Below are 22198 nucleotides of genomic sequence, written 5' to 3'. Positions count from 1 at the left end.
GCGTGCTCCACCAGGCGACGACCGTGGTCACCCTCTGCTGTGCAGAGCGGTGTTGTCGGGGCTGAACCTTCGCCCACCGACCCTTCTCGCCGCCGGAGTACCTCCTCATGTCTGCTGTGCTCGCCCCGCTCGTCCCTGTCGTTCCTGCCCCCGCCCGCTCGCTGAGCGAGCACTCGGTCGTCTTCGTGCACGCCCACCCCGATGACGAGGCCATCTTCACCGGGGCAGTGATGCACGCCCTGGCCCGGGCCGGCGCCCGGGTGACGCTCGTGGTCGCCACCGACGGCCACGCCGGTCAGGATCTGGCCGGGGAGGGGCGGCACGTCGGCCGGGTCCGGGCCGGTGAACTCCAGCGGGCGGCGAGCGTGCTCGGCGTCCACGAGCTGGTCACCCTGGGCTGGGGTGACTCCGGGCTCGGCACCACCCGGCCCGGGCAGGCCCTGTCCGAGCAGCCGGTGCAGGCCGTGGCCGAACAGGTCGGCGAGATCGTGCAGCGCGTCGGCGCCGACACCCTGGTCGGCTACGACGAGGGCGGCATCTACCCCCACCCCGACCACGTCGCCGTGCACCGGATCGCCGCCCAGGTGGCCCGGAACCAGCAAGGCCTCAGCTACTACGAGGCCACCGTCGACGCCGAGACCCTCGACCGGCAGAACGTGCGGCACCTGGTCCTGGGCGCCAACGACGCGGTGCGGCGCACCGGGCGGGCCAGCGGCCCGGTGGGCGTGCCGAAGGCCCGCATCGGCGCGCACTACCAGGCCGGGGAGAGCGACTTCGCCGCCAAAGTGGCCGCCATGCGCCAGCACTCGAGCCAGATCGACGCCGCTCACCTGCAGCAGGACGGCCTGCACTCGGCCTACGGGGTCGAGTGGTTCACCCGCAGCGGCCCGGCCGGGGCCATCGACCGGCTCACCGACCGTTGAGGACACCTGCGAACCCAACTGAAGACGGGCAACTCGCCGACATCCTGCCCGGCCTCCTGGACTTCTACCGGGACCTGCACGCCCACCCCGAGATCGCCTTCGAGGAGGTCCGCACCACCCGGCGGGTGGCACAGGAGCTGTCCGGGCTGGGTTACCGGGTCACCACCTCGGCCGAGGTCACCGGGCTGGTGGCCTCGCTGGAGAACGGCGCGGGCCCGGTGGTGGGCCTGCGTGCCGACCTCGATGCGCTGCCGATCGTTGAGCAGACCGGCCTGCCCTACGCCGCCCCGCCCGAGCTGGGCGCCAAGCACGCCTGCGGTCACGACCTGCACACCACCGCCCTGCTGGGAGTAGCCCGGCTGCTGGCCGCCACCCGCCAGGACTGGTCCGGCACGCTCGTCCTGATCGCCCAGCCCGCCGAGGAGACCGGCACCGGTGCCTCCCGGCTGGCCGCCAGCGGACTGCTCGATGAACACCCCACCCCGTCGGTGCTGCTCGGCCAGCACGTGGGCAACTTCGACGCCGGCACCGTGCGTTCGCGGGCGGGCGTGCTGATGGCCGGCCAGCGCAACTGGCGGATCACCCTGCGCGGACCGGGCGGCCACGCCTCGGTGCCGCACGAGAGCGCCAACCCGCTGACCGCCGCGGCCCAGCTGATCCTGCGCATCCAGGCGATAACAGGCTTTGAGCTTCCAGCGGGGGAGCGGGCCGTCATCACCCCGACCACCGTCCACGCCGGCCAGGCCACCAACGCCATCCCGGCCGAACTGACCGTGACCGTGTGCTCCCGGGCCTTCTCCAGCCAGACGCTGGACACCATCGACGCAGCCGTACGCCGCATCACCGCAGGCGTCGCCGCCACCGAGCGCCTGGAGCACGAGATCGAGGTGTTCAACCCCTTCCCCCTGAACGTCAACGACGAGGCCACGCTCGCCCGAGTGCAGGCGGTGCTCGAGCAGGAGTTCGGCACCTACGAAGAAATGCCGCCCATGCTCGGCTCCGAGGACTTCGGCAACCTCGCCGCCCACTACGGCATCCCCTCCGCCTTCTGGCTCTTCGGCATCGCCACCGCGCCCGCCGTGACCTCCCCGCAGGCCCGGTCCGGGCACTCGCCGCACTTCGCCCCCGATCCCGAACAGGCCGTGCCGTTCGCCGTGCGGGCGCTGCTGGCGGTCACCCGTTCCTGGCTGGGAGGCTGGCCCTGCTGAGCCAGTCGATCCGTGTGTAGTGACTCCGGTAGCTCGCGCAACGCACGAGAACCGCGCGAGCCCGCCACCGACGTCCACAATCAGGTTTGTTCTTAACCGGGACAGAACGCCCACCTGAGGCAACATGCGCCAAAATCCCGACCGTGTCCCGAATGAAGATCCAGGCCGCCGTCGCTGCGGCCGCGCTCGCCCTCGTCGTCGGCTCCGGGGTGTACGTGGCCCAGTCCAGCTCCGCGGCCAACCCCACCGCCGCCAGCACGACCAGCACCACGAGTACGACCGGCACGACCAGCACGACCAGTAAGGCCGGCACCCTCACCCAGCAGGCCGTGTCGCCGACCAAGAAGTACAAGGGTGTGGCCACGCACTACGACGCCGACGGAACCGGCGCCTGCAGCTATCCCAAGTCCAAGAACATGATGGTGGCCGCGCTCAACACCAGCGAGTACCAGAACTCGCAGATGTGCGGGGCCTTCCTGAAGGTGACCGGCCCCAAGGGCAACAGCATCCGGGTCAAGATCGTCGACCTGTGCCCCGGCGACTGCCGCCTGCACCAGCTCGACCTCTCCCGTGAGGCGTTCGCCAAGCTCGCCGATCCGGTGACCGGTCAGATCAACGTGACCTGGAAGCTGGTCACGCCCAAGCCGGCCGGCCCGGTGAGCTACGTGTACAAGGACGGCTCGACCAAGTGGTGGTGCGGGGTGCAGGTGCGCAACCACCGCAACCCGATCAAGAAGCTCGAACTGAAGACGGCCAGTGGCTGGGTCAACCTGGCTCGCAAGGAGTACAACTACTTCGAGTCGCCCAAGGGCGTCGGCTGCGGCAAGAAGATCCGGATCACCGACATTTTCGGGCACCGCCTGGTCGACTCCGGCATCAAGATCTCCACCAAGGTCCAGAAGGGCGCCAAGCAGCTGCCCGCCGCCTGAGTGACTGTCTGAACCCAACAATGGACGCCGGTGGGGCACCTTCGCGCGAAGGTGCCCACCGACGTCCTCACGTTTCTTTGTAGGCCCACCGAGAACTAATCGGGGTCTTCCCAGATGAGGGTGTAGGTCGGCCGGGCGCGTCGGTCCGCAGGTAGACGTCGAGGTCTCCCGACGACGGAGGTTCCTACGCCATCCATCCGAAAGACCTCGACGTGACCGACGCTACCCCGCCGGCCGGCTTCGGCCGCCCTGACCTGACCGCCTTCGCGTCTCATCCCAATCGACCCTGATTGAGTCTGCTGACCCCCTCGACGAGAACGCAGCGACATCACAGCCACCCAACCCCGACCGTCCGGGAAGCCGGGGCACGTCACATGGCCTGTGCTGCGGGCGTGTCGAGTGGGTCGTCCAGGGGCGACGCAGGAGCGTCGACGCGACGTGCTGAGAGGCGGTTCAAGTCGAGCGCTAGGACATCGGCTACAGGCATGGCGATAGGTCAGGAACGGCGTCGCTCCCTACGCAGGAGGGAGCGCAGAGTCTCGGCGTTCGCGTAGCCGACCCGTAGCGCGATCTCGGCGGAGGTGAGGTCCGTGGTTGCTGAGAGGTGCCGAGCTCGTTCGATGCGAAGCCGTTGGACGAAGCCGAGCGGAGTGAGGTTGAGCGCCGCACGGACTCGTCGTTCGAGGGTGCGCCGGCTGGTGCCGAGCGACTGCGCGACGAAGGCGACGTTGAACGGTTCGTCCAGGCGGGCGCGCACGAAGCGTTCGAACTCGACGACGATCGGGTCCTCGTGCCGGAGATGTTCGTAGGCGACGAAGGCCGCCTGCGACGGACGCTCGTCGATGATGAGGAGCTTGGCGACATGTTGGGCCAGGTCGGGGCTGATCGATCGCACGAGTGAGAGCGCGAGGTCGATGTGGGCGAACGCGGCGCCGGCGGTGACGAGGTTCCCGTCGACCACGACCATGGTGTCGAGATCGAGGGCGACGGTCGGATAGCGCTTCAGGAACTCCGGCCCCATGAACCAGCTGGTCGTCGCCCGCCGATGATGCATCCGTCCGGTCTCGGCGACAGCGAACACGCCGGTGCACGCCGCGGCGATCCGGGTGGTCGCGTCGTCGAGGCGCCCGAGCGAGGCGATGACCGAACGAGCATCTCGGCTCTGGAGGGCGTCGTTGGTAGCGGCGGCCGTGAGGGTTCCAAGCGCAGGGACGACGACCACGTCGAACTCTGCGGACTCCGACAGCGGGTGGTCCACCGACAGGGTCATCGATGCCGTCGTGGTCACTCTCCGTTTCGGTCCGAGGATGGCGAGTTCGATCGGGTCGATCCGCGGGTCGACATCGCCGCGGGCTCCGTCGGCCACCCGCACGATGTCGATGACCGACGCGACAGCCGAACCGAAGCAGCCGTCGATCGCGATCAGTCCGATACGCATGGCGCGAACAAACATGCCCTTGCTCGTCATACGCTGAACTCGCTTCACCAAGAAACCTCGACACCTAGGAGAACCCCTCATGTCCACACCCGCATCACTTCCGTATGCCTTCGTCGCCAAGATCGTCGCGGCCGATGGACAGCACGACGCGCTCGCCGATCTGCTCGCCGGCGCTGTCGCGCTCGCCAACGAAGAAGTAGGAACGATTGTCTGGTTCGCGGTCAGGACCCACGCCGACACCTTCTGGATCTTCGATGCATTCCCCGACGAGGCCGCTCGCGACGCCCACGCCAACGGCGCCATCGTCGCAGCCCTGATGGCCAACCAGCACCTCCTCGGCGCAGCACCCGAGATCCTGGCGGCCGACGTCCTCGCGTCCAAGCTCCCGTAGTCCGCCAACGCACGAGACGATCGCGCCCCGCCGAGCCGTCGCCAGGTCGCGACGCAACGCCACGCTGCGTTGCCGAGCGGTGCGAGGCCTATCGGCACACGGACAGGATGCCGGCCGCGAGCGCTCAGCCGGCGAGGGGTCCGTCGCAGAGGAGAGCGACGTCGGTGTCGGGCAGAGCCGTGAGGCCAGCGCATCGCGCGACCACCAGAACCGAACCGCCCCTGCCCTGCGTTTCCGCAGGTCAGGGGCTGTTCGCCGGAGCCGCCTGTCGGAATCGAACCGACGACCTAATCACGTCGGCTTTGCGTCTATCGCTTGATGTGCCCACTGGGCGAACGAGCCGCTGACCTGCGCAAACGCCGAGCGTGGGGGACGCCGCCATCCGGTGGTGACCGACGACGACCGACCAGTACCGACCGTTTCACCGGAGCTTGCGGCGGCGTCGAAGCCGAGCAAGCTCCATTCCTTTAGCTCACCGCGCCCTCCTCCTCGCCGGTCCCGTCGTCGTCGAAGACGTTTCAGGGGTCTTCTCAGATGAGGGTGTAGGTCGGCCGGGCGCGTCGGTCCGCAGATAGACGTCGAGGTCTCCCGACGACGGAGGTTCCTACGCCATCCATCCGAAAGACCTCGACGTGTCCGACGCTACCCCGCCGGCCGGCTTCGGCTGCCCTGACCTGACCGCCTTCGCTCGACTCGACGGCCTCGGTCTGAGCGTGACCGGACAACGACTTGAACCGGATCGTGCGGTCCTCGCGTGCCGCGTGGTGGAACCAGATCAGTGGTGCCGACGGTGCGGCAGCGAAGGCGCTGCTCGTGACACCGTGATCCGGCGGTTGGCCCACGAGCCGCTGGGCTGGCGACCGACCGTGCTGGAAGTTGTAGTGCGCCGCTACCGCTGTGCCGACTGCGGACACGTGTGGCGCCAAGACACCAGCGCCGCGGCGGAGCCACGCGCGAAGCTCTCGCGCACCGGGCTGCGGTGGGCGCTGGAAGGGATCGTGGTCGCACACCTCACCGTCGCCCGTGTCGCCGAGGGACTCAGGGTCGCGTGGGACACCGCCAACAACGCGGTCCTGGCTGAAGGCAAGCGGCTGCTGATCAACGACCCCACGCGGTTTGAGGGCGTGAAGGTCATTGGCGTCGATGAGCACGTCTGGCGCCCACACCAGGCGTGGCGACAAGTACGTCACCGTGATCATCGACCTCACCCCGGTCCGCGATGGCGCCGGCCCAGCAAGGCTGCTGGACATGGTCGAGGGCCGGTCGAAGGCGGCGTTCAAGACCTGGCTCGCCGACCGCGACGACGCCTTCCGTGACGCGGTCGAGGTGGTCGCGATGGACGGCTTCACCGGGTTCAAGACCGCCGCTGCAGAGGAGATCCCGGACGCGGTCACGGTGATGGATCCCTTCCACGTCGTGCGCCTGGCCGGTGACGCCCTCGACAGGTGCCGGCGCCGGGTCCAACTCGCGATCCACGGGCACCGTGGGTTCAGGGACGACCCGCTCTACAAGTCGCGGCGCACGCTGCACACCGGCGCGGACCTGCTCACCGACAAGCAGAGCGACAGGCTACGCGCGCTGTTCGTTGATGACGCTCACGTCGAGGTCGAGGCGACCTGGGGTGTCTACCAGCGCATGATCGCCGCCTATCGCCACGAGGACCGGCAACGTGGCCGCGAGCTCATGGAGAAGCTGATCACCGACCTCAGCGCCGGCGTCCCCAAGGTGCTCACCGAGCTCACCACCCTGGGCCGGACCCTGAAGAAGCGAGCCGCTGACGTGCTCGCCTACTTCGAACGACCCGGCACCAGCAACGGGCCGACCGAGGCGCTCAACGGACGGCTCGAACACCTGCGCGGCTCCGCACTCGGGTTCCGCAACCTGACCAACTACATCGCCCGAAGCCTGCTCGAGACCGGCGGCTTCAGACCCCAACTCCTACACCCCCGATTGGGATGAGCCACTAATCGCGCTGCCGCGGCTGTTGCCAACCTGCAGATGAACACGACACCGACAGCCCGCGCCGGACGTGACCGAAGCGCCCGAAGGGCCCCGTTGTGGACGGCGCGCCGCGTCCTGGTCACCCGCTCGGCCCTGGAACACGAGCACGGCCGCGCCATCGTGGCCCGGTGCGAGGCCGCCGGGGTCGCGCAGATCGAGCTGCTCAAGGGCGACCGCCTGCCGTCTCTGAAAACCGGCGACGAGCGCACCACCTACGCCGCGGCCAAGCAGACGCTGGCGGTGACCGTGGCCCCGCCGAGCAAGCGTCGCCTGCAACCGATCGCCCCCAGCGCCGACTGGCGTTTCGACCTGGCCGAGGGCTGCCCGGCGCACTGCCAGTACTGCTACCTGGCTGGTTCGCTGACCGGCCCGCCGATCACGCGGGCCTACGCCAACCTCGAGGAGATCCTGGCCGGGCTGGACGCCGCGGTGGGGCAGGGCTCCGTCACCTCCGGGACAGCCGCGCGCAGCGCCGAAGGCACCACGTTCGAGGCGTCCTGCTACACCGATCCGCTCGGCATCGAGCACGTTACCGGCTCGCTGTCCGCGGCGGTGGCGCACTTCGGCGCCCACGACTGGCCCGGCCGCGTGCAGTTGCGTTTCACCACCAAGTACGACCAGGTCGAGCCCTTGCTGACGGTCGATCACGGCGGACGCACACGGGTGCGGGTCTCGGTGAACACCGGCGCGGTCAGCGAGCGGTTCGAGGGCGGCACCGCAGGGGTGGGGGCCCGGCTGGCCGGTGCCCAGCGGCTGGCCGAGGCGGGCTATCCGGTGGGGCTGGTGATCGCCCCGATCATGCCGATTCCCGGCTGGCGAGAGGGCTACGCGCAGCTGCTGTCTCAGGCCGCGGAGGCGTTGTCGGGGGTGCCTGGGCTGGACCTGACCGTGGAGTGCATCACCCACCGGTTCACGCCCGGCAGCAAGCAGACCCTGCTCGGCTGGTACCCGGCCACCAGTCTGGAGATGGACGAGGCGAGCCGGCGCGAGAAGCGTTCCAAGTTCGGCGGGGTCAAACACGTGTACACCAAAGAGACCATGAGCGAACTGCGCTCAGGCCTGGAAGACCTGCTGGCCGAGCACCTGCCGCAGGCCCGCACCCTGTACTGGACCTGACCGCCTCGGCGCTGGCACGGGTCACGGGTCGGCGGCCCTGATGAGGGCCGCCGACCCGCGCTTTCGGGCTAGGAGCCGATCCTGAAGGTCGCGTCCTGCCGGTCACCGGCCGCCGAACTGCTGCTCAGCGGGTCGAGTCGCAGCACGAAGCCGGCGTGCCGGATGTAGTGGGTGGACACGTTGTGCGAGCGGAACGAGGTCCAGGTGCTGTCGGCCAGGCCTGGGGTTCGGTGGAACGTGGCGTCGCCCGCGAAAAGGCTGGTGCCGTCGTTGGGGGCCAGGGCCAGGGTGTAGTCGGAGTGGCGGAGGTAGTGGTTGGCCACGTTGACCGACTGGAACGAGACCCCGGAGGAGTCGGCCAGGCCGGGCACCAGGCGCCACTGGGAGTCGGGGTAGGGGTCGAAGGGGTAGGGGTCGATGCGGGCGGCGTAGTTGGCGTGCCGGATCAGGTGGTCGGGGTAGTTGTAGGACTTGATCCGGTTCCAGGCCGGGGAGCCCCAGCGACTGAGCAGGTTCGACTGTTCGGTGGCCGTGATCGGTGTGATGGTGGGGTGTTTGGCGTTGAGTGGCTGGGTGTACTGGGCCTTGGTCAGCGGCGTCCAACTGTCCAGGCCGATGTTGCCCGAGCGCCAGACGTACAGTTCGCCGTTGTTGGGGGAGTAGGAGTCGCCCCACAGCCACCACTCGTTGCGGTCGTTGGCCTTGACCACGATCGGCGCCTCGATGCCGCCGTTGACCACCCCTGCGGTGTAGGTGCCGTTGTCGAAGCTGCGCGGGTTGAGGGTGCTGGAGCGAGCGCCGTACAGGCGCCCGTCCACAAAGCTCTTGTAGTACAGATAATGGACGTTGTTGTGGACGTGGGTGGTGGCGTCCAGGACGTTGAAGCCTGGGTCGAAGAACAACTGCGCCGGGCCGACCGTGCGGAAGTCGCTGGTGTAGTTCACCCAGAACCCGTCGCGGCCGCCGTTGTTGGCCGAGTAGATGATGCCGTACTGGCCGCGGGTGGCGTCCCAGAACGCTTCCGGGGCCCAGGTGTGGGTGTTCATGGTGTGCATCCGCAGCCGCCGGTAACCGGTGAAGCTGCGCAGGTCGGCCGAGTCCCAGCAGTGGATGTACTGGTTCGGCTGGGTGAAGTCGGTGCCGGTCAGGTCGGTGGCCAGGACGACGAAGGTGCCGTCCTGCTTACGCAGGAGGTACGGGTCGCGTAAGCCTCCGGTGCCGGCGGTGGGGGTGACGACGGGGTTGTTCTGATTCAGCGGTGTCCAGTTCAGGCCGTCGGAGCTGACGGCCAGGTGCAGGCCGTAGTCGGCACCGAGCTGGCTGGGGGATTCAGTGAAATACCCCATGACGTAACCGGCGTAGGTGGCGGCGAGGGCGGGCCGGGCGACGGCGACACCGGCGGCTGCGGCCAGGCCGGAGGCGATCAGGGTGCGTCGGGTGAGCATCATTCTCCCGAGGGTGCGGTCAGGGTCACGCCCAGGCGGACCGGCGTACCGAAGTTGGGGGTGTCGTCGGCGTTCCAGGTGAACTTCTGGGCGCGGGTGGAGCGGTTCATGTCGCAGCCGCCGGCCGCGGAGTCGTTGGCGTGGTACACGATCCAGTCCTCCTTGCCGTCCGGGCTCTTGAAGAAGCCGTTGTGCCCGGGGGCGAAGACGCTGTTGGCGTCGTTGCGCTGGAACACCGGGGTCGACTTCTTGGTCCAGTGCGCCGGGTTGAGCGGGTCGGTGCCAGTCAGGGTGAGCAGGCCCAGCTTGTAGTCCGGTCCCCAGCAGGCGCTGGCCGAGTAGACGACCATCACCTTCCCGTTGCGGTACAGGGGTTCTGGGCCCTCGTTGACCGCGCCGGTCTGCCGTTCCCAGGCCAGGGTGGGGGAGCTGAGCCGGGTGCGGGTGCCGGTCAGCGTCCACGGGTTGCTCAGCCGCTGGATGAAGTTGCTCTGCCCGGCGCCGTCACCGCCGTAGGTGCCCATCAGGTACAGGTTGCTGCCCACCTTGAGCACGCTGGCGTCCAGGGCCCAGTCGCTGCCGAGGTCGGCCTTGAACGTGTAGGGGCCCATCGGGTCGGTGCCCGCGGACTCCAGCACGTGCAGGCGCTGGGTGGGGTTGTAGTCCGAGACGTTCTGGCCGGCGGTGTAGTAGAGGTACCAGCGGCCGTTGATCAGGTGGAACTCGGGGGCCCACATGTTGCAGCAGCCGTTCGCGCGGCCGGCCAGGTTGAAGACCACCTGGTCGGTGGCGGTGGCCAGACCGGCCAGGGTGGCCGAGCGGCGCATGGTGACGGTGGAGTTCCAGGTCGTGGTGGCCAGGTAGTAGTAGCCGTTGTGGTACTGCAGCCACGGGTCCGGGCCGTTGCGTTTGATCGGGTTGTTGAACGTCTTGGGCGCAGGCGGTGTGGGCACCAGCAGCCACTGCTGGTTGGCGCCGCCCAGGTCCTGGAACTGCGAGACCTTGGCGCCGTCGGCGGTGGAGTGCTCCCACACGTCCAGGGCCTTGCCGCTGTTGCGGTTGATCAGGCGCACGTGGCCGTCGGCGGAGTCGGCCAGCCGGAACTGCTGACGGGCGTCGTTGCGGTCGGCGTTCTGCACCAGCTGGATGCCGTCGGCGGTGGTGGGCAGGTCGAGGACCTTGCCGCTGTGCACGGACTGCACGCGGTACCAGCCGCCGCCGGAGTCCAGGAACTTCCACTGCTGCCAGGCGCCGTCGTTACGGGAGAACTGGTTGATCGCCGCGCCGTCGGTGGTGGCCAGGTTGAACACGTCCAGTGCCTTGTTGCTGTTGCGGTTGATCAGGACGTAGGCGGTTCCTGGTTGCACGGTGGCGGCGGAGGCCTCGGTGCCGGTGGCGACCAGGCCGATGGTGACCAGGACGCTGGTCAGGCTCGCGGCCAGGAGGGCGCGCAACTTCGTTGTTCGCACGTGGGGCTCCTTCAGTTTCAGTAGACGAAAGGCCAGCCGGCGGAGTCGTATCCGAGGAGGTTGATGCCCAGCAGGGAGGTGCCGTTGTCGGCGTAGTAGTGGTAGACGAGGACGTCACCGTCGCTGTCGGCCAGGACGGCCTGGTGTCCCGGGCCGTGGATGCTGCCGTGCCCGGCCAGCACCTGTGTGCCGCCGCCGGAGTTCAGGGCGACGCCGTTGCGGTCGGTGTAGGGGCCGGTGACGCTGGTGGAACGCCCGACCATCACCCGGTAGGTGCTCGAGGCGCCCGCGCAGCAGCGGTCGAACGACGTCCAGAGGTAGTAGTAGGAGCCGCGTTTGACGATGACCGGGGCCTCGATCGCGCCGCCGTTGCGTCCGGCGACGCTGCGGAGGGTGCTGTCGGTGCGCAGCCCGGTGGAGGGGTTGAGCTGGATCAGCTTGATCCCCGACCAGAACGAGCCGAAGCTCAGCCACCACTTGCCGTCGCTGTCGACGAACAGGTTCGGGTCGATGGCGTTGTAGGTGTCGGAGGTGCGGGTCTCGATCACCAGGCCCCGGTTGGTCCACGACCCGGCGGCGCCGGTGGTGCTGGTGGCCAGGAAGATCGCCGAGCGGTTGGAGCCGAAAGTCGAGGCGGAGTAGTACAAGTAGTAGGTGCCGTTGCGGTAGGTGAGGTCGGGCGCCCACAGGTCCCGGCTGCCGTTGGTGTACGTACTGGTCCAGGGGGCGCCGTCGGGGAACACCGAGCCCGCGTTGCGGAAGGTGATGCGGTCGGTGGACGTCTTGAGCGTGAGGTTGGGCCCGGTGTGGGCCAGGAGGTAGCCGCCGTTGTTGGGCCTGCGCACGATCGTCGGGTCGTGCACGCCGGTGTCCCCGGTGACGTAGCCCGGGTTGGGGTAGGCGGCCGGCGCGACGGTCGGGGTGGCGGCCACGCGCGAGACCGGGACGGCGCTGTGCGGGGCGGCGTCCGAGGGCCCGGCGGTCGCCGCCGCGGCGCTCGAGACCAGCGCGAGTGCGGTGAGCAGGGTGAGGAGTCGCCGCCTGGAAATCCGGGCAGGCAGAAGCGAAATTGCCATGGCTGTCCTTCGATGAGAGCGGGTCACGACTGGTGGGGTCGCCGACGCCGCCCTGGTCCACGGCCGGGGGGACCAGAACAGAGACGGAGGATCCGGAGCGGTCAGCTGTCAGGGTGTGAACTACGCATTACGGACCAACGCTCGTCGATGTTCTCGTTCACTTCTCGGCCGGTCAAGACATGCCACTTGGCGCCAAAGCCTCCTTGACAGGGTCTTTTGGCTGGTCAAACGGAGGACAGCGGCGATGTTAGCGTGAACATTTGCGACTTTTGCAGCGCTGAACGGTTCGCTCGTCGGCCGGATGCTGGCCAAACGCAGAAGGGTTGCCCCGCCGATGCGGGGCAACCCTTCGGGCTGTTGGTCAGGCCGGCGAGGCAACCCCCGCCGAGGCCGCCCGCCACGCGTCGTCCCAGCCCGGCGCCAGCGCCGCGGCCCGTTCACAGGCCAGCACCAGGCTGGCCTCCCGGGCGATTCCCTGGCCGGCGATGTCGAAGGCGGTGCCGTGGTCGACCGAGACCCGCACCACCGGCAGGCCGATCGTGATGTTGACCGCCTCGGCCTGTTCTAGAGATGGGACAGCGGGGCGGCCAAGGTGTGCCCGTCCAGGCCACCCCGCGCGTCGAGCCCGACGGCGGCGCTGGTGATCACCACCAGCGGATCGGGGCCGGGCATGTGCAGCACACTGGTCGGCTGCGAGACCGGCAGCGGGACACGTTTCAGCAAGGCCCCGTCGGACGAATAGACGTCGAGGCGGGACGCGCCCCACACCGCGTTCCAGACCTGGTTCTGATCGTCGGTGAACATCCCGTCCGGCGAACCGCCGGTGACCACAGCGAAAGTCTCCCATTCGTGCGGGGCCCTGACCGACGTCCTCAAGATCCGGCGAGCCGAGGTGTCGGCGACCAGCGCCGTCTGGCCGTCCTGAAGGAACGTCGGCCCGTTCGGGATGTCGATGCCGGATCGAAGCTGAGACAGCCTCCCGGACAACGGATCCCAGCGCCACTGAGCGCCCTGCGGCGTGCTGTCGTCGTGGACCATCGTGCCGAACCAGAACGAGCCGTCCGGGGCGAAGGCGCCATCGTTGACCCGGTGCCGGGCCGGGTCCAGGCCCGTGTCGGCCACCGTGACGAATTCCCCGGCCGGGCTCAGATGGGCCAGCCCGGTGCCCACCGCGGCCAGAACGCGACCATCCGGGCCCGGTTCCACAACCCCCAGGGGCCGCCCTGCACTGTGCTTGAGGCGGCCGGGCTCGGCCGAGGCCGGGTCCCAGCTGTAGGCGTGCCCCTGCAGCAGATCCACCCACTGCACGAGGCCGTCCACGCGGCGCAACCCTTCTCCCAGCTCGTGCGGCGTACTGCTGACGATCCGCCACACGCTGTCGCTCGCGGTCATACGATCTGCTCCCAGTTGCGTGTAAGGCTCACCATTCGGCGTATGAGCCATCCTCGTCGCGCCGGACGGGGAGGACCAAGCCGAGGCGCAGGCGGGCCCGGAACGGAGGAGCATCATGAACGACACCGAGTTCTTCGACGAGGTCTTCTCCCTGTCCAAGGTCATGGGCATTTTCCGGGGGATGACCCCGGAGGCGACCGTGGCGATCTGCGAGGCCGCCTGGGGTGCGGGTGCGCAGGCTGTGGAGGTGCCGGTACAGGACGAGGCCGGGTTCGAGGCCCTGGAGGCGGCCGTCGAGGCCGGGCGCCGGCACAACCGGTACGTGGGGGCCGGGACGGTGCGCGAGACCGGGCAACTGCACCGGGTGGCGCGCCTGGGGGCACATTTCACGGTGGCTCCGGGCCTGGACGCCGACATCGTCCATCTGTCGAAGGAACTGGGGGTTCCGCACCTGCCGGGCGTGGCCACGTCCACCGAGATCCACACGGCGCTGAAGCTTGGCCTGCTCTGGCTGAAGGCCTTCCCTGCGTCCGTTCTGGGGCCGGACTGGGTCAAGGCCCAGTTGGCCCCGTTCCCTCAGGCGCGGTTTGTGGCCACCGGAGGGATCGGGGCCGGGAACGCCGAAGAGTTCCTGCAGGCCGGGTGCCGTGGTGTGGCCATCGGCTCGGCCTTCGCCGATGCCGAGGAGATCTCCCGGCTGGTTGCGGCCGGGCTGGTGCAGACGGGCCGGAAGCCCTTGTCTGCGCGGACCCCCTTGTCTGCACGGAACGACGACGGCCTATCGGGCCGACCGTAAAGGCTGAGCGTGCAGCCGGTCTGATACACGGGCCGGCCCGACGGGCGAGGACGTGCCCGGCTCAGGCGACCGGCCGAACCCGGTCGAAGCGGTCCGAGACGCCCCCGAGGACAGCATCGGCGTAGCTGCGCAGAGAGGTCTCGGGGTACTCCACGGCCGGTGCGCTCACCGCGTCCAGGGCCTCCAGGTGCTCCTGCGAGACGGTGAGGTCGAGGGCCGCCAGGTAGTCCTCGAGCTGCTCCAGGCTGCGGGGGCCGATGACCGGGATCAGCGGGGTGGCCCACTGGCGGGCACGGTGACGCAGCCACGCCATGGCGATCCGGGCCGGCTTCTCGCCGGTGTCGGCGGAGACCTTGAGCAGGGCGTCCAGGGTCGCCCGCTTCTGCGGTGTGTCCTCCTTCTGCCCGATGGCGACGGGTCCGGACAGGCGCCCCTGCTCACCGGTGCGGTACTTGCCGGTGAGCAGGCCTCCGCCGAGGGGCGAGTAGAGCATGACGCCCAGGCCGAAAGCCTGTGCTGCGGGCAGGATCTCCCGGTCGCCGCCGCGGTCGAGCAGGTTGTACTCGATCTGCAGACCGGCCAGGGTGGCCGAGCGGTTCAGGCGGTCGGCCAGTGAGGCGGCGTAGGCCGTTCGCCAGGCGGGGAAGTTCGAGAGCCCACCGTGGCGGATGTCGCCGGCTCGGACCAGGTCGTCCAGTGCGCCGACGATCTCCTCGGTCGGGGTGACCGAGTCGGGCTGGTGCACCAGGTAGACGTCCAGGTGGTCGGTGCCCAGCCGCTTCAGGGTGCCGTGCAGGGCGTACTTCATCGACTTGCGGTTGTTGCCGGTGCGGCTGACGCCCAGATCGGGGTGCGTGCCCAGGGTGTACTTCCCGGCCAGCACGAAGGAGTCGCGGTCGGCGCCGAGCAGTTCGCCCAGCACCTCCTCGGCCTGGCCGAAGCCGTACACGTCGGCGGTGTCGATCAGGGTTCCGCCGGCCTCGGCGAAACGGTCGAGGATGCGGCGGGAGTGCCCGAGGTCGGCCCCGCCCCAGTTGGTGCCGAAAGAGGCACTGCCGAGCGCGTACTCGGAAACACGTAACCCGGTGCGGGTGCCGTAGGTGGTGTAGCGCATCAGGACTCCTGAACAGAAGTGGGGACGGCGAACAGGCCGGTTCCGTGGAAGGCGTTGCGGTTCGCGGCGACGAAGTCCGCGACGCTGGTCGGTTCGTGGCCGGTGATCTGCTGCACGGCGTCGTTCGTGCCGGCGAAGATCCCGTTGCGGTAGTCGAGGGCCACGTTGGCGAAGTGCTGCACGGTGTGCTCGGAGACGCCGCCCGCGAGCAGACCCGTGCGGTAGGTCTCGATGTCGATCGGGTCGTAGCGCACCGGCCGGCCCAGGACCCGGCCCACGACGGCCGCGATCTGGGTGTGGTCCAGCTCTTCCCGGCCGTACAGCCGGTAGGTGCGGCCCGCATGCGGCCGGGGGTCTTCCAGCACCGCGGCGATCACCCGGGCCTGGTCGTCCCCGGTGATCGGGGCGTGACGGCCCTGACCGAACGGCAGGCCGATCACGCCCTCCTCGCCCTGCTCGTACCAGCCCCAGGCCAGCCAGTCGGCGAAGAAGGTGGGCTGCAGGTGCGTGACGGCGAACGGCCCACGATCCAGCAGGCATTCGCTGAGCCAGTGCTGGCGGGCTGCGTTGCTGGTGGCGTTCCGGCGGGCCGAGACCTGCGACATGTTCACCACGGTGGCCACACCGGCCTCGGCGGCGGCCTGGGCCACAGCGGCCGTGGCCTCGATCAGGCCCGGAGCGACGGGATAGCAGAAGTACAGGCCCTCGGCGCCGCGGGCGGCGTCGGCCACCACCGCGACGTCGCGCAGGTCACCCACGACCACGTCGGCTCCCAGATCGGCCAGGGCACGGGAGCGTTCGTCGTCGCGGTGCACGAACGCGGTCACCGCATGACCCATCTCGCGCAGCAACCGGACGCTCGTGAGGCCGGTCTTGCCGGTGGCGCCGGTGATGAGGAATCGGCGGCTCATGAAAATCCTTTCTCAGGGGGACGGCCTGCCCAGGTCGGGTCGGCGGCCTGGGCAGACTCGGGCTGACTCAGCGGGTGAGCAGACGGGCGATCCACGCGGCCCGGGTCTCGCGGGCGGCCACGGACAGGGCCGCCTCGGGGGCCAGCAGCTCGAACAGGTGGTATCCGCCGGGCCAGATGTGCAGTTCGGCCTCGCCGCCGGCCGCCCACACGGCCGAGGCGTAGGCCACGTCCTCGTCGCGGAAGACCTCGGCCGAGCCCGCCTCGACGTAGGTGGCGGGCAGCCCGGTGAAGTCGGTTGCCCGCAGGGCGGACTCGTACGCGGTGATCTCCTCGCCGCCGCGCCGGTCGCCGAGGTAGAAGTTCCAGCCGGTGTCGTTGCTGGTGCGGTCCCAGATGCCGATGCCGTCGATCTGCCGGGCCGAGACACTGTCGTTGCGCTCGTCGAGCATGGCGTACATGAGCACCTGCCCGGCCAGGGCGGGGAAGCCGCGGTCGCGCGCCATCATGGTGATCCCGGCGGTCAGCCCGCCGCCGGCGCTGCCGCCGATGGTGATCAGGCGCTCGGGGTCGATGCCCAGTTCGGCGGCGTGCTTGGCCGTCCACACCAGCGCGGCGTAGGAGTCCTCCAGAGCGGCCGGGGCGGGGTTCTCGGGCGCCAGTCGGTACTCCACGGTGACCACCACGGCGTTGAACCGCTCCACGTAGTCCACCACCGGGGCGACCCCGACGAAGCGGTCACCGAAGATCATGCCGCCGACGTGGGTGAAGAAGAAGCCCGGCCCGGCGCCCTGGCGGGTGCGCGGCCGGAACACCGAGACCAGCACGTCGGGGGCGCCTTCCGGCCCGGGCACGGTGTGTTCCTCGTGGACGATCGCCCGGCCTTCCAGCAACTGCTCCAGGGAGGGGGTGAACCCCGGGCCGCGCAGGGCCTGCAGGTGCTCGGGGCGCAGGGTCGGGGTGATCGACTGGTTGACCACGTCGAGCACGGTCTTCAGCTCGGCGTCGAACGGGGGAGGGGTGATCATGACATTTCCTTCAGATGGGTGAGAACGAGGTCGCAGACCTCACGCCAGCCGCTGTCGAAGACCAGCGAGTGGCCCTTGCCGGGCAGTTCGCGGTACTGGGTGTTCAGGCCGGGCCGGTACAGGTCGGCGGCCTGGCGGGCCACCACCGCGGGGACGGTGTGGTCCCGGCCGCCGCCGATGATCAGCAGCGATCCGCGGCGGCTGTCGTCCAGGTCCACCGCGCTCGGTGAGGCCGGGTCCTTCTTCGCCGCGGTGAGCTGAAAGATCGGCTTGCCCGGGCCGGGGATGGCGTAGCGGCCGTACAGCTCGTCGGCCTCCGCGCGGCTGAGCGCGTTGGCGAAGCCGTAGCGGAACTGCCGGCGGCTCAGCTGAACTGCCTTGTCCAGGTTGGAGCGGCGCCGCAGCACCGGCAGGGCGCTGCGGATCTGGGGGATCGGTAGCGCCCGCACGCCCCGCACCGGGGCCGGGTCGATCGCCACGGCCGCCTCGGCCAGGCCCGCGGCCAGCAGCTTCTCGGCGACCAGACCGCCGAAGGAGTGACCGACCACGATCGGCGGCTCGTCGCGGCCCTTCAGGTGGGCGGCGTAGTGGTCGGTCAGTTCCTGGATACCGGTGCCGGCCAGGCGCTCAGGATCCTGCCGGGTCGCCGGGGCGGTCGCGGCCTCGCCCGGCCAGCCCAGGGTCCAGGCGTCGTAACCGGCCGCCCCGAATGCCTCCAGCCAGGGCGTCCAGGCCGAGGAGTGGATCCACAGACCGGGGATGAACAGGACGCTGCGCCTCACCTCCGGGCCGCCCGTTCGATCGCGGCGGTGACCACGGCGGGCTTCTGCAGCATGGACAGGTGGTCGGCGCTCACCTGGGTGACGTGCCCGTGCGCCCGCTGCGCCATGGCGAGCTGTTCGGCGGCCGGGATCACCCGGTCGCCGGTGCCGACCACGAACTCGCTGGGCAGCGTCTTCCAGGCCGGTTCACCTGAGGGCTCCTGCAGTGCCCCGGCGGCGATCGGCGACTGCGCGGCGGCCAGGGCCTTGGCGCTCTTGGCGGGCAGGTGGGCGGCGAAGATCTCGCGGAACCGGGACCGCTTGACGTACAGGTCGACGTCACCGGCGGGCATCGCCGGATCCTGCACGACGTCGAACACCGTCTCGACCGGCGCCGCCAGGGCGGAACCGGGCTTGGCGCCGGTGAGCTGGACGATGGTCTCGCCGGCGGCCGGGGCGAAGGCGTCGATGTAGGCGAGCGCCCGTACCCGGGGCGCCTGGGTGGCGGCGTTGGTGATGACCGCTCCGCCGTAGGAGTGACCCACCAGCACGACCGGGCCCTCGGTGGCCTGGTTGACGAAGGCCGCCACCGAAGCCGCATCAGCGGCCAGACCGCGCAGCGGGTTCGGTGCGTTCAGGACCTGGTAGCCGTCGTGCTGCAGGCGCTGGGTGACGGGGGCGAAGCTCGAGGCATCGGCCCAGGCGCCGTGTACCAGCACGACGGTGGGCTTGGCACCGGCACTGGCACTGGGTCCGGCACTGGCTTGTGCGGTGGCCGGCACGGCGGCGGCCGCGCCGCTCAGAGCGGCGACGGCGGCCAGGACGAGCAGGGGGCGGTGGGGCTTGGACACGAAGGAGACCTTTCACTGAAGAGCGGTAACGATCGTTCCCGCTTGGCTTCAACAAAAGCACGCTCCTCTGAAAGTTTGCAAGCAGCAATGCGGTTCTGGCCGACTGGTGGCGTAACGATCGTTACCGCGGTACAGTGACGCGATGACGACTGGAGCAACCGCGGTCGGCCCGAGAGAACGGCTGCTGGAAGCCGCGAGCCGGCTCTTCTACGCAGAGGGCATCAACGCGGTCGGGGTGGATCGGGTACTCCAGCAGGCCAACGTCACCCGGGCCTCGATGTACCGCCACTTCAGTGGCAAGGAGGAGCTGGTCGTGGCCTACCTCAAGCGCGAGGACGTGACCATGCACCAGATCTGGGACGAGGCACTCGCCCAGGCGGTCTCGGCCGATCACAAGCTCGAGCTGGCCATCGAGGGCATCGCCGACGACGCCATGCTGCGCCACACCCTGGGCTGCCCGTTCATCAAGGCCGCCGGTGAGTTCCCCGACCCGGCCGGCCCGGTCCGGCAGGTCGTCACCCAGCACCGGGCCTGGTTCCATCACGATCTGCTGACCATGCTCACCGAGGCCGGCCGCGAAGACGTCGAGCTCAAGGCCTCCGCCCTCGCCATGCTGCGAGACTCGTTGCTGGTCGGGAGCTTTCTCGACGACCGGCAGGGAGCCCGCAAGACCTTCGTCCGCACCGCCCGCTGGATGGCCGGGCTCCGCTGAGCAGCAGCCGGCTCAACCCAACGGTGGATTTTCCCAACGGCCAGCGTTTCCCGCCGCCGACGCGCTGATCTTCGCTGCCACGCTTCGCGTGACAGCGACCCGTCCGGAGTCGCCGACATCTGGGGGGAACCATGAGACGTCTGTTCGCCGGGCTGCTGGGGGCGGCCCTGCTCGCCGCACCGGCCCTCGTCGTGAGTGACGCGGCCCGGGCCGACGTGGCCGCGCCCTGCTCGACCGCTCCGAACTCGCAACTGTGGGTGAAATTCGCCAGTCCGAAGGCCCACTCGTCCACCGACCACGCCGCCACCGGGCTCGCCGTCAACGGCCGGGTCACCGGCAAGCTCAGCCAGAAGGTCACGGGCGTGGAACTCTTCGCCAACGGGACGTCGGTGGGGCAGGCCGTCCTGAAAGCCCGCAAGCAGGGCTCGACCCGCATCCGCCTGTGGTCCAGCGGTGACGTGGCCCTCGACGTCGGCCACCACGTGCTCGTGGCCTGCGCCACCACCAGCACCGGCGCGGTGGTGGGCAAGGAGATCCACGCCTACGTGACGGCGCCTCTGGGCAACAAGGTCCTCGCCTCGTCCCAGCCGGGCGACCGTTTCATCGCCGACGACGGCGAGGCCGGCCGGGCACACCTGAGCAGGGGACACCTCGGCTGCTCCACCACCTCGCCTCTGGGGGTCTGCCAGGGCGGTTCGTGGCCCGATCCGCTGGGCGTGCCCAAGATCTGGAGCCACGACCTGACCCGAGACGGGCAGAACGTGCTCACGTTCACCAAGACCTTCACGCTGAGCGCCGCGCAGGCCGCCCAGCCCGGAGTGGTCGCGGGCTGGGCCGACGACTCGTTCACGGTGCAGCTGAACGGCACCGAGGTGCTCAGCGGCGCCAACTGGAACAGCTCGTTCACCACTCCGGTGACCCTGCTGCCGGGCAAGAACAAGATTGTGGTCACTGCGACCAACCTGGCTGGTTTCGACCAGCAGGGCAATCCGGGCGGGGTGGCCTGGAAGCTCTACCAGAACTGACCGCCGACCAGAGGGCTGCACACGTCTGAGGCAGCTCAGTCAAAACCAGAACGAGCTGTGGGTGGCGACCATCCACAGCTCGTTCGACACTCTCAGCCGTTGATCAACCGTCCGTGCGGGCTGGTTCCAGCGAGGAGTGCACCGCGGGCAGGCGCACGAGGAAGGTGAGGAACCCGGCGAAGGGGCTCGCCGCGAACGCCAGGGCGGCCACCCAGGTGAGGATGATCGGCGACTGCGCGTGCAGTTCCCAGCCCGCCACCCCCGGCCAGCCGCCGTCGCGGAGGTAGGCGGTGGCCATCAGCAGCAGGACGGCACCGCATCCCATGGTGGCCACCGCCACCTGCCGCGCGGTCAGTGCCGTCCCGGCCACTGCACATCCGCCCACCAGAAGCGCCCAGCCCAGCATGCCCATCGGCTGAGGCGCATTCGCGTTCATCATCATGGGCACCTGCGCGGCCAGGGACACGCCCGTGGCGAGGATGTACAGGGCGGTGCCGGACATCAGCGGCCGCCTGCACTCAGGTGGGTCCGGATCGGCCAGGACGCCGATGGAGTCGAGGTGACGCGTCGCCCACCAGGTGCCCGTGCCCAGGATGGCCAGCACGATGCCTGCGACCAGCGCCCGCCACCAGAACACGGTGTCGACGCCGTTGCCCAGGGCCAGTTGTTCGGACACCGGCACGGCGACGAGCGCCATGGGTCCGATGGCCGCGCCGATCAGCGTCGGGGCGGCCATGGCGGCCCGCCCGCGCACCACCAGAACGCTCGCCACCATGACCGCAATCAGCCCGATTCCGGTCATCGACGCGGTGTGCAGGGGCAGCGAGTACATCTCGAAAGAGCTGATGTCCTCGGACGCGAGCCAGAAGCGGTGAGTGCGCTGGGCCATCCAGGTGATACCGGCGACCCCGATGGCGAGTGCGGCGCCGGTCAGCAACAGCCCGGTCGCCACGTCGGCGCGGCGGGAGGCCAGGGAACGAGACTCTTGGACGTCGTCCATCCCACCCCCTTCGGCAGGAGGGCCGCGCATCTGAGGAATTTTCGATCCCGCGCGTACAGACCCACGAAAGCCCTCCCCGACGTCCATCGGTTCTGCTCGTCGGGAAGGGCTTTCAAACTATGGACGGCGGTGGGCCCCTATCGCGGAAGCGTCAGGTACCGTCCGTCGTTGCGGTACAGGCGAACCCCGTCCGAGTACGGCTGCGTTCCGATCACGGTGGTCTTCCAGACGCCGTTGCACTCCTGGGAGCTGGGCGAGGTGTTCTTCCAGCTGTTGGAGTCTTCGGAGTAGTACTTGGCCTGCACGCAGTAGCCGTCGGAGGCCTCGTCGCGGGTGCGGACCTTCCAGCCGACCCCGGCGCCGACGCACAGCTGCCCGCCGCCCCAGGACGAGTGCACCTCCGCCCCGCACACCCAGGTGACGGCCTGGGCCGAGTTGGCGGTGCCGACACCGAGCCCGGCGAACGCCAGAGCGCCGGCTGCGGCCAGGGAGAGGGATCTGAGTCGGGTGAGCATTCCGTTGCCTCCGATCGAAGACCTGTGAGGGTGATCATGCTGCTGCCGCGACCTGCCTCACTCAAGCAAACCCGGAGCGCTGTACCCCCATCTCCGCC

General features: G+C 69.5%; 20 protein-coding genes and 2 pseudogenes. 9 read left to right on the top strand and 13 right to left on the bottom strand.

The window, feature by feature from the left end; translation table 11 throughout:
* Positions 1–107: 107 nt before the first annotated feature.
* The 3 genes from LWF15_RS24010 (at position 108) to LWF15_RS24000 (ending at position 3060) form a co-directional block, all read left to right on the top strand.
* On the top strand, positions 108–923 hold the full coding sequence (locus LWF15_RS24010) for a PIG-L deacetylase family protein (RefSeq protein WP_232813169.1): 816 nt from the start codon (positions 108–110) through the stop codon (positions 921–923).
* Positions 920–2131, top strand: coding sequence for a M20 metallopeptidase family protein (locus LWF15_RS24005; RefSeq protein ID WP_232813168.1), 1212 nt, complete (start codon positions 920–922; stop codon positions 2129–2131). The genes LWF15_RS24010 and LWF15_RS24005 overlap by 4 nt, the downstream gene beginning before the upstream one ends.
* Positions 2132–2283: 152 nt before the next feature.
* Entirely contained in the window at positions 2284–3060 is a 777-nt protein-coding gene (locus LWF15_RS24000; RefSeq protein WP_232813167.1) for an expansin EXLX1 family cellulose-binding protein, read from the top strand.
* 496 nt (positions 3061–3556) lie between these two features.
* Here the strand turns inward: LWF15_RS24000 and LWF15_RS23995 are convergent, their stop codons facing one another.
* The gene (locus LWF15_RS23995) at positions 3557–4498 is read right to left on the bottom strand and encodes a GlxA family transcriptional regulator (protein WP_232813255.1); all 942 of its coding nucleotides are present in this window, start codon (positions 4496–4498) and stop codon (positions 3557–3559) included.
* A gap of 79 nt (positions 4499–4577) precedes the next feature.
* Here LWF15_RS23995 and LWF15_RS23990 point away from each other — a divergent pair, with 79 nt between their 5' ends.
* The 3 genes and pseudogenes from LWF15_RS23990 (at position 4578) to LWF15_RS23980 (ending at position 8006) form a co-directional block, all read left to right on the top strand.
* Positions 4578–4889, top strand: coding sequence for a putative quinol monooxygenase (locus LWF15_RS23990; RefSeq protein WP_003941073.1), 312 nt, complete (start codon positions 4578–4580; stop codon positions 4887–4889).
* A gap of 632 nt (positions 4890–5521) precedes the next feature.
* A pseudogene (locus tag LWF15_RS23985) lies at positions 5522–6848 on the top strand (ISL3-like element ISPfr2 family transposase).
* A 96-nt stretch (positions 6849–6944) separates the two neighbouring features.
* Complete coding sequence (locus LWF15_RS23980) at positions 6945–8006, top strand: SPL family radical SAM protein (RefSeq protein WP_232813166.1); 1062 nt, start codon at positions 6945–6947, stop codon at positions 8004–8006.
* 68 nt (positions 8007–8074) lie between these two features.
* Here the strand turns inward: LWF15_RS23980 and LWF15_RS23975 are convergent, their stop codons facing one another.
* The 5 genes and pseudogenes from LWF15_RS23975 to LWF15_RS23955 form a co-directional block, all read right to left on the bottom strand.
* On the bottom strand, positions 8075–9454 hold the full coding sequence (locus LWF15_RS23975; protein WP_232813165.1) for a glycoside hydrolase family 43 protein: 1380 nt from the start codon (positions 9452–9454) through the stop codon (positions 8075–8077).
* Positions 9451–10920, bottom strand: a complete 1470-nt coding sequence (locus LWF15_RS23970) for a family 43 glycosylhydrolase (protein WP_232813164.1) — start codon at positions 10918–10920, stop codon at positions 9451–9453. Before LWF15_RS23970 ends, LWF15_RS23975 begins: the two co-directional genes overlap by 4 nt.
* Positions 10921–10937: 17 nt before the next feature.
* Positions 10938–11996, bottom strand: coding sequence for an arabinan endo-1,5-alpha-L-arabinosidase (locus tag LWF15_RS23965; RefSeq protein WP_232813163.1), 1059 nt, complete (start codon positions 11994–11996; stop codon positions 10938–10940).
* Positions 11997–12357: 361 nt separating this feature from the next.
* Positions 12358–12552, bottom strand: a pseudogene (locus LWF15_RS23960) (4-hydroxythreonine-4-phosphate dehydrogenase PdxA); the annotation flags it as partial.
* An 8-nt stretch (positions 12553–12560) separates the two neighbouring features.
* On the bottom strand, positions 12561–13388 hold the full coding sequence (locus tag LWF15_RS23955; RefSeq protein WP_232813162.1) for an SMP-30/gluconolactonase/LRE family protein: 828 nt from the start codon (positions 13386–13388) through the stop codon (positions 12561–12563).
* A 115-nt stretch (positions 13389–13503) separates the two neighbouring features.
* Here LWF15_RS23955 and LWF15_RS23950 point away from each other — a divergent pair, with 115 nt between their 5' ends.
* Complete coding sequence (locus tag LWF15_RS23950) at positions 13504–14184, top strand: bifunctional 4-hydroxy-2-oxoglutarate aldolase/2-dehydro-3-deoxy-phosphogluconate aldolase (protein ID WP_232813161.1); 681 nt, start codon at positions 13504–13506, stop codon at positions 14182–14184.
* 61 nt (positions 14185–14245) lie between these two features.
* On the opposite strand, the gene LWF15_RS23945 is transcribed toward LWF15_RS23950, so the two are convergent.
* The 5 genes from LWF15_RS23945 to LWF15_RS23925 form a co-directional block, all read right to left on the bottom strand.
* Positions 14246–15298, bottom strand: coding sequence for an aldo/keto reductase (locus tag LWF15_RS23945; RefSeq protein ID WP_232813160.1), 1053 nt, complete (start codon positions 15296–15298; stop codon positions 14246–14248).
* Positions 15298–16209, bottom strand: coding sequence for an NmrA family NAD(P)-binding protein (locus LWF15_RS23940; RefSeq protein WP_232813159.1), 912 nt, complete (start codon positions 16207–16209; stop codon positions 15298–15300). Before LWF15_RS23940 ends, LWF15_RS23945 begins: the two co-directional genes overlap by 1 nt.
* A 67-nt stretch (positions 16210–16276) precedes the next feature.
* Positions 16277–17236, bottom strand: coding sequence for an alpha/beta hydrolase (locus tag LWF15_RS23935; protein WP_232813158.1), 960 nt, complete (start codon positions 17234–17236; stop codon positions 16277–16279).
* Positions 17233–18018: an alpha/beta hydrolase gene (locus LWF15_RS23930; protein WP_232813157.1), complete on the bottom strand. Its 786-nt coding sequence runs from the start codon at positions 18016–18018 to the stop codon at positions 17233–17235. The genes LWF15_RS23935 and LWF15_RS23930 overlap by 4 nt, the downstream gene beginning before the upstream one ends.
* Positions 18015–18848 (bottom strand): alpha/beta fold hydrolase, encoded by an 834-nt coding sequence (locus tag LWF15_RS23925; protein WP_232813156.1) that lies wholly within the window; start codon positions 18846–18848, stop codon positions 18015–18017. Before LWF15_RS23925 ends, LWF15_RS23930 begins: the two co-directional genes overlap by 4 nt.
* Positions 18849–18990: 142 nt before the next feature.
* Here LWF15_RS23925 and LWF15_RS23920 point away from each other — a divergent pair, with 142 nt between their 5' ends.
* Together LWF15_RS23920 and LWF15_RS23915 are read left to right on the top strand one after the other, a co-directional pair.
* A complete protein-coding gene (locus LWF15_RS23920; protein WP_232813155.1) occupies positions 18991–19560 on the top strand; it encodes a TetR/AcrR family transcriptional regulator in 570 nt (189 codons plus the stop codon).
* A 131-nt stretch (positions 19561–19691) separates the two neighbouring features.
* The gene (locus tag LWF15_RS23915; protein WP_232813154.1) at positions 19692–20585 is read left to right on the top strand and encodes a hypothetical protein; all 894 of its coding nucleotides are present in this window, start codon (positions 19692–19694) and stop codon (positions 20583–20585) included.
* A 103-nt stretch (positions 20586–20688) separates the two neighbouring features.
* On the opposite strand, the gene LWF15_RS23910 is transcribed toward LWF15_RS23915, so the two are convergent.
* Both LWF15_RS23910 and LWF15_RS23905 read right to left on the bottom strand, forming a co-directional pair.
* Positions 20689–21585 (bottom strand): hypothetical protein, encoded by an 897-nt coding sequence (locus LWF15_RS23910; protein ID WP_232813153.1) that lies wholly within the window; start codon positions 21583–21585, stop codon positions 20689–20691.
* Between the two features lie 137 nt (positions 21586–21722).
* Positions 21723–22100, bottom strand: coding sequence for a hypothetical protein (locus LWF15_RS23905; protein ID WP_232813152.1), 378 nt, complete (start codon positions 22098–22100; stop codon positions 21723–21725).
* Positions 22101–22198: the final 98 nt, after the last annotated feature.

It is taken from the genome of Kineosporia rhizophila (assembly GCF_021277265.1).
Classification (GTDB): Bacteria; Actinomycetota; Actinomycetes; order Actinomycetales; family Kineosporiaceae; genus Kineosporia; species Kineosporia rhizophila.
This window is presented reverse-complemented; position numbering and strand designations above follow the sequence as displayed.

Excerpts from the sequence above, each read along its gene's own strand:
- LWF15_RS23905 (WP_232813152.1), bottom strand. The coding sequence starts at position 22,100 with ATGCTCACCCGACTCAGATCCCTCTCCCTGGCCGCAGCCGGCGCTCTG.
- LWF15_RS23915 (WP_232813154.1), top strand. The coding sequence starts at position 19,692 with ATGAGACGTCTGTTCGCCGGGCTGCTGGGGGCGGCCCTGCTCGCCGCA.
- LWF15_RS23950 (WP_232813161.1), top strand. The coding sequence starts at position 13,504 with ATGAACGACACCGAGTTCTTCGACGAGGTCTTCTCCCTGTCCAAGGTC.
- LWF15_RS23995 (WP_232813255.1), bottom strand. The coding sequence starts at position 4,498 with ATGCGTATCGGACTGATCGCGATCGACGGCTGCTTCGGTTCGGCTGTC.
- LWF15_RS23955 (WP_232813162.1), bottom strand. The coding sequence starts at position 13,388 with ATGACCGCGAGCGACAGCGTGTGGCGGATCGTCAGCAGTACGCCGCAC.
- LWF15_RS24010 (WP_232813169.1), top strand. The coding sequence starts at position 108 with ATGTCTGCTGTGCTCGCCCCGCTCGTCCCTGTCGTTCCTGCCCCCGCC.
- LWF15_RS23975 (WP_232813165.1), bottom strand. The coding sequence starts at position 9,454 with ATGATGCTCACCCGACGCACCCTGATCGCCTCCGGCCTGGCCGCAGCC.
- LWF15_RS23940 (WP_232813159.1), bottom strand. The coding sequence starts at position 16,209 with ATGAGCCGCCGATTCCTCATCACCGGCGCCACCGGCAAGACCGGCCTC.
- LWF15_RS23945 (WP_232813160.1), bottom strand. The coding sequence starts at position 15,298 with ATGCGCTACACCACCTACGGCACCCGCACCGGGTTACGTGTTTCCGAG.
- LWF15_RS23910 (WP_232813153.1), bottom strand. The coding sequence starts at position 21,585 with ATGGACGACGTCCAAGAGTCTCGTTCCCTGGCCTCCCGCCGCGCCGAC.
- LWF15_RS24000 (WP_232813167.1), top strand. The coding sequence starts at position 2,284 with ATGAAGATCCAGGCCGCCGTCGCTGCGGCCGCGCTCGCCCTCGTCGTC.
- LWF15_RS23935 (WP_232813158.1), bottom strand. The coding sequence starts at position 17,236 with ATGATCACCCCTCCCCCGTTCGACGCCGAGCTGAAGACCGTGCTCGAC.
- LWF15_RS23965 (WP_232813163.1), bottom strand. The coding sequence starts at position 11,996 with ATGGCAATTTCGCTTCTGCCTGCCCGGATTTCCAGGCGGCGACTCCTC.
- LWF15_RS23920 (WP_232813155.1), top strand. The coding sequence starts at position 18,991 with ATGACGACTGGAGCAACCGCGGTCGGCCCGAGAGAACGGCTGCTGGAA.
- LWF15_RS23990 (WP_003941073.1), top strand. The coding sequence starts at position 4,578 with ATGTCCACACCCGCATCACTTCCGTATGCCTTCGTCGCCAAGATCGTC.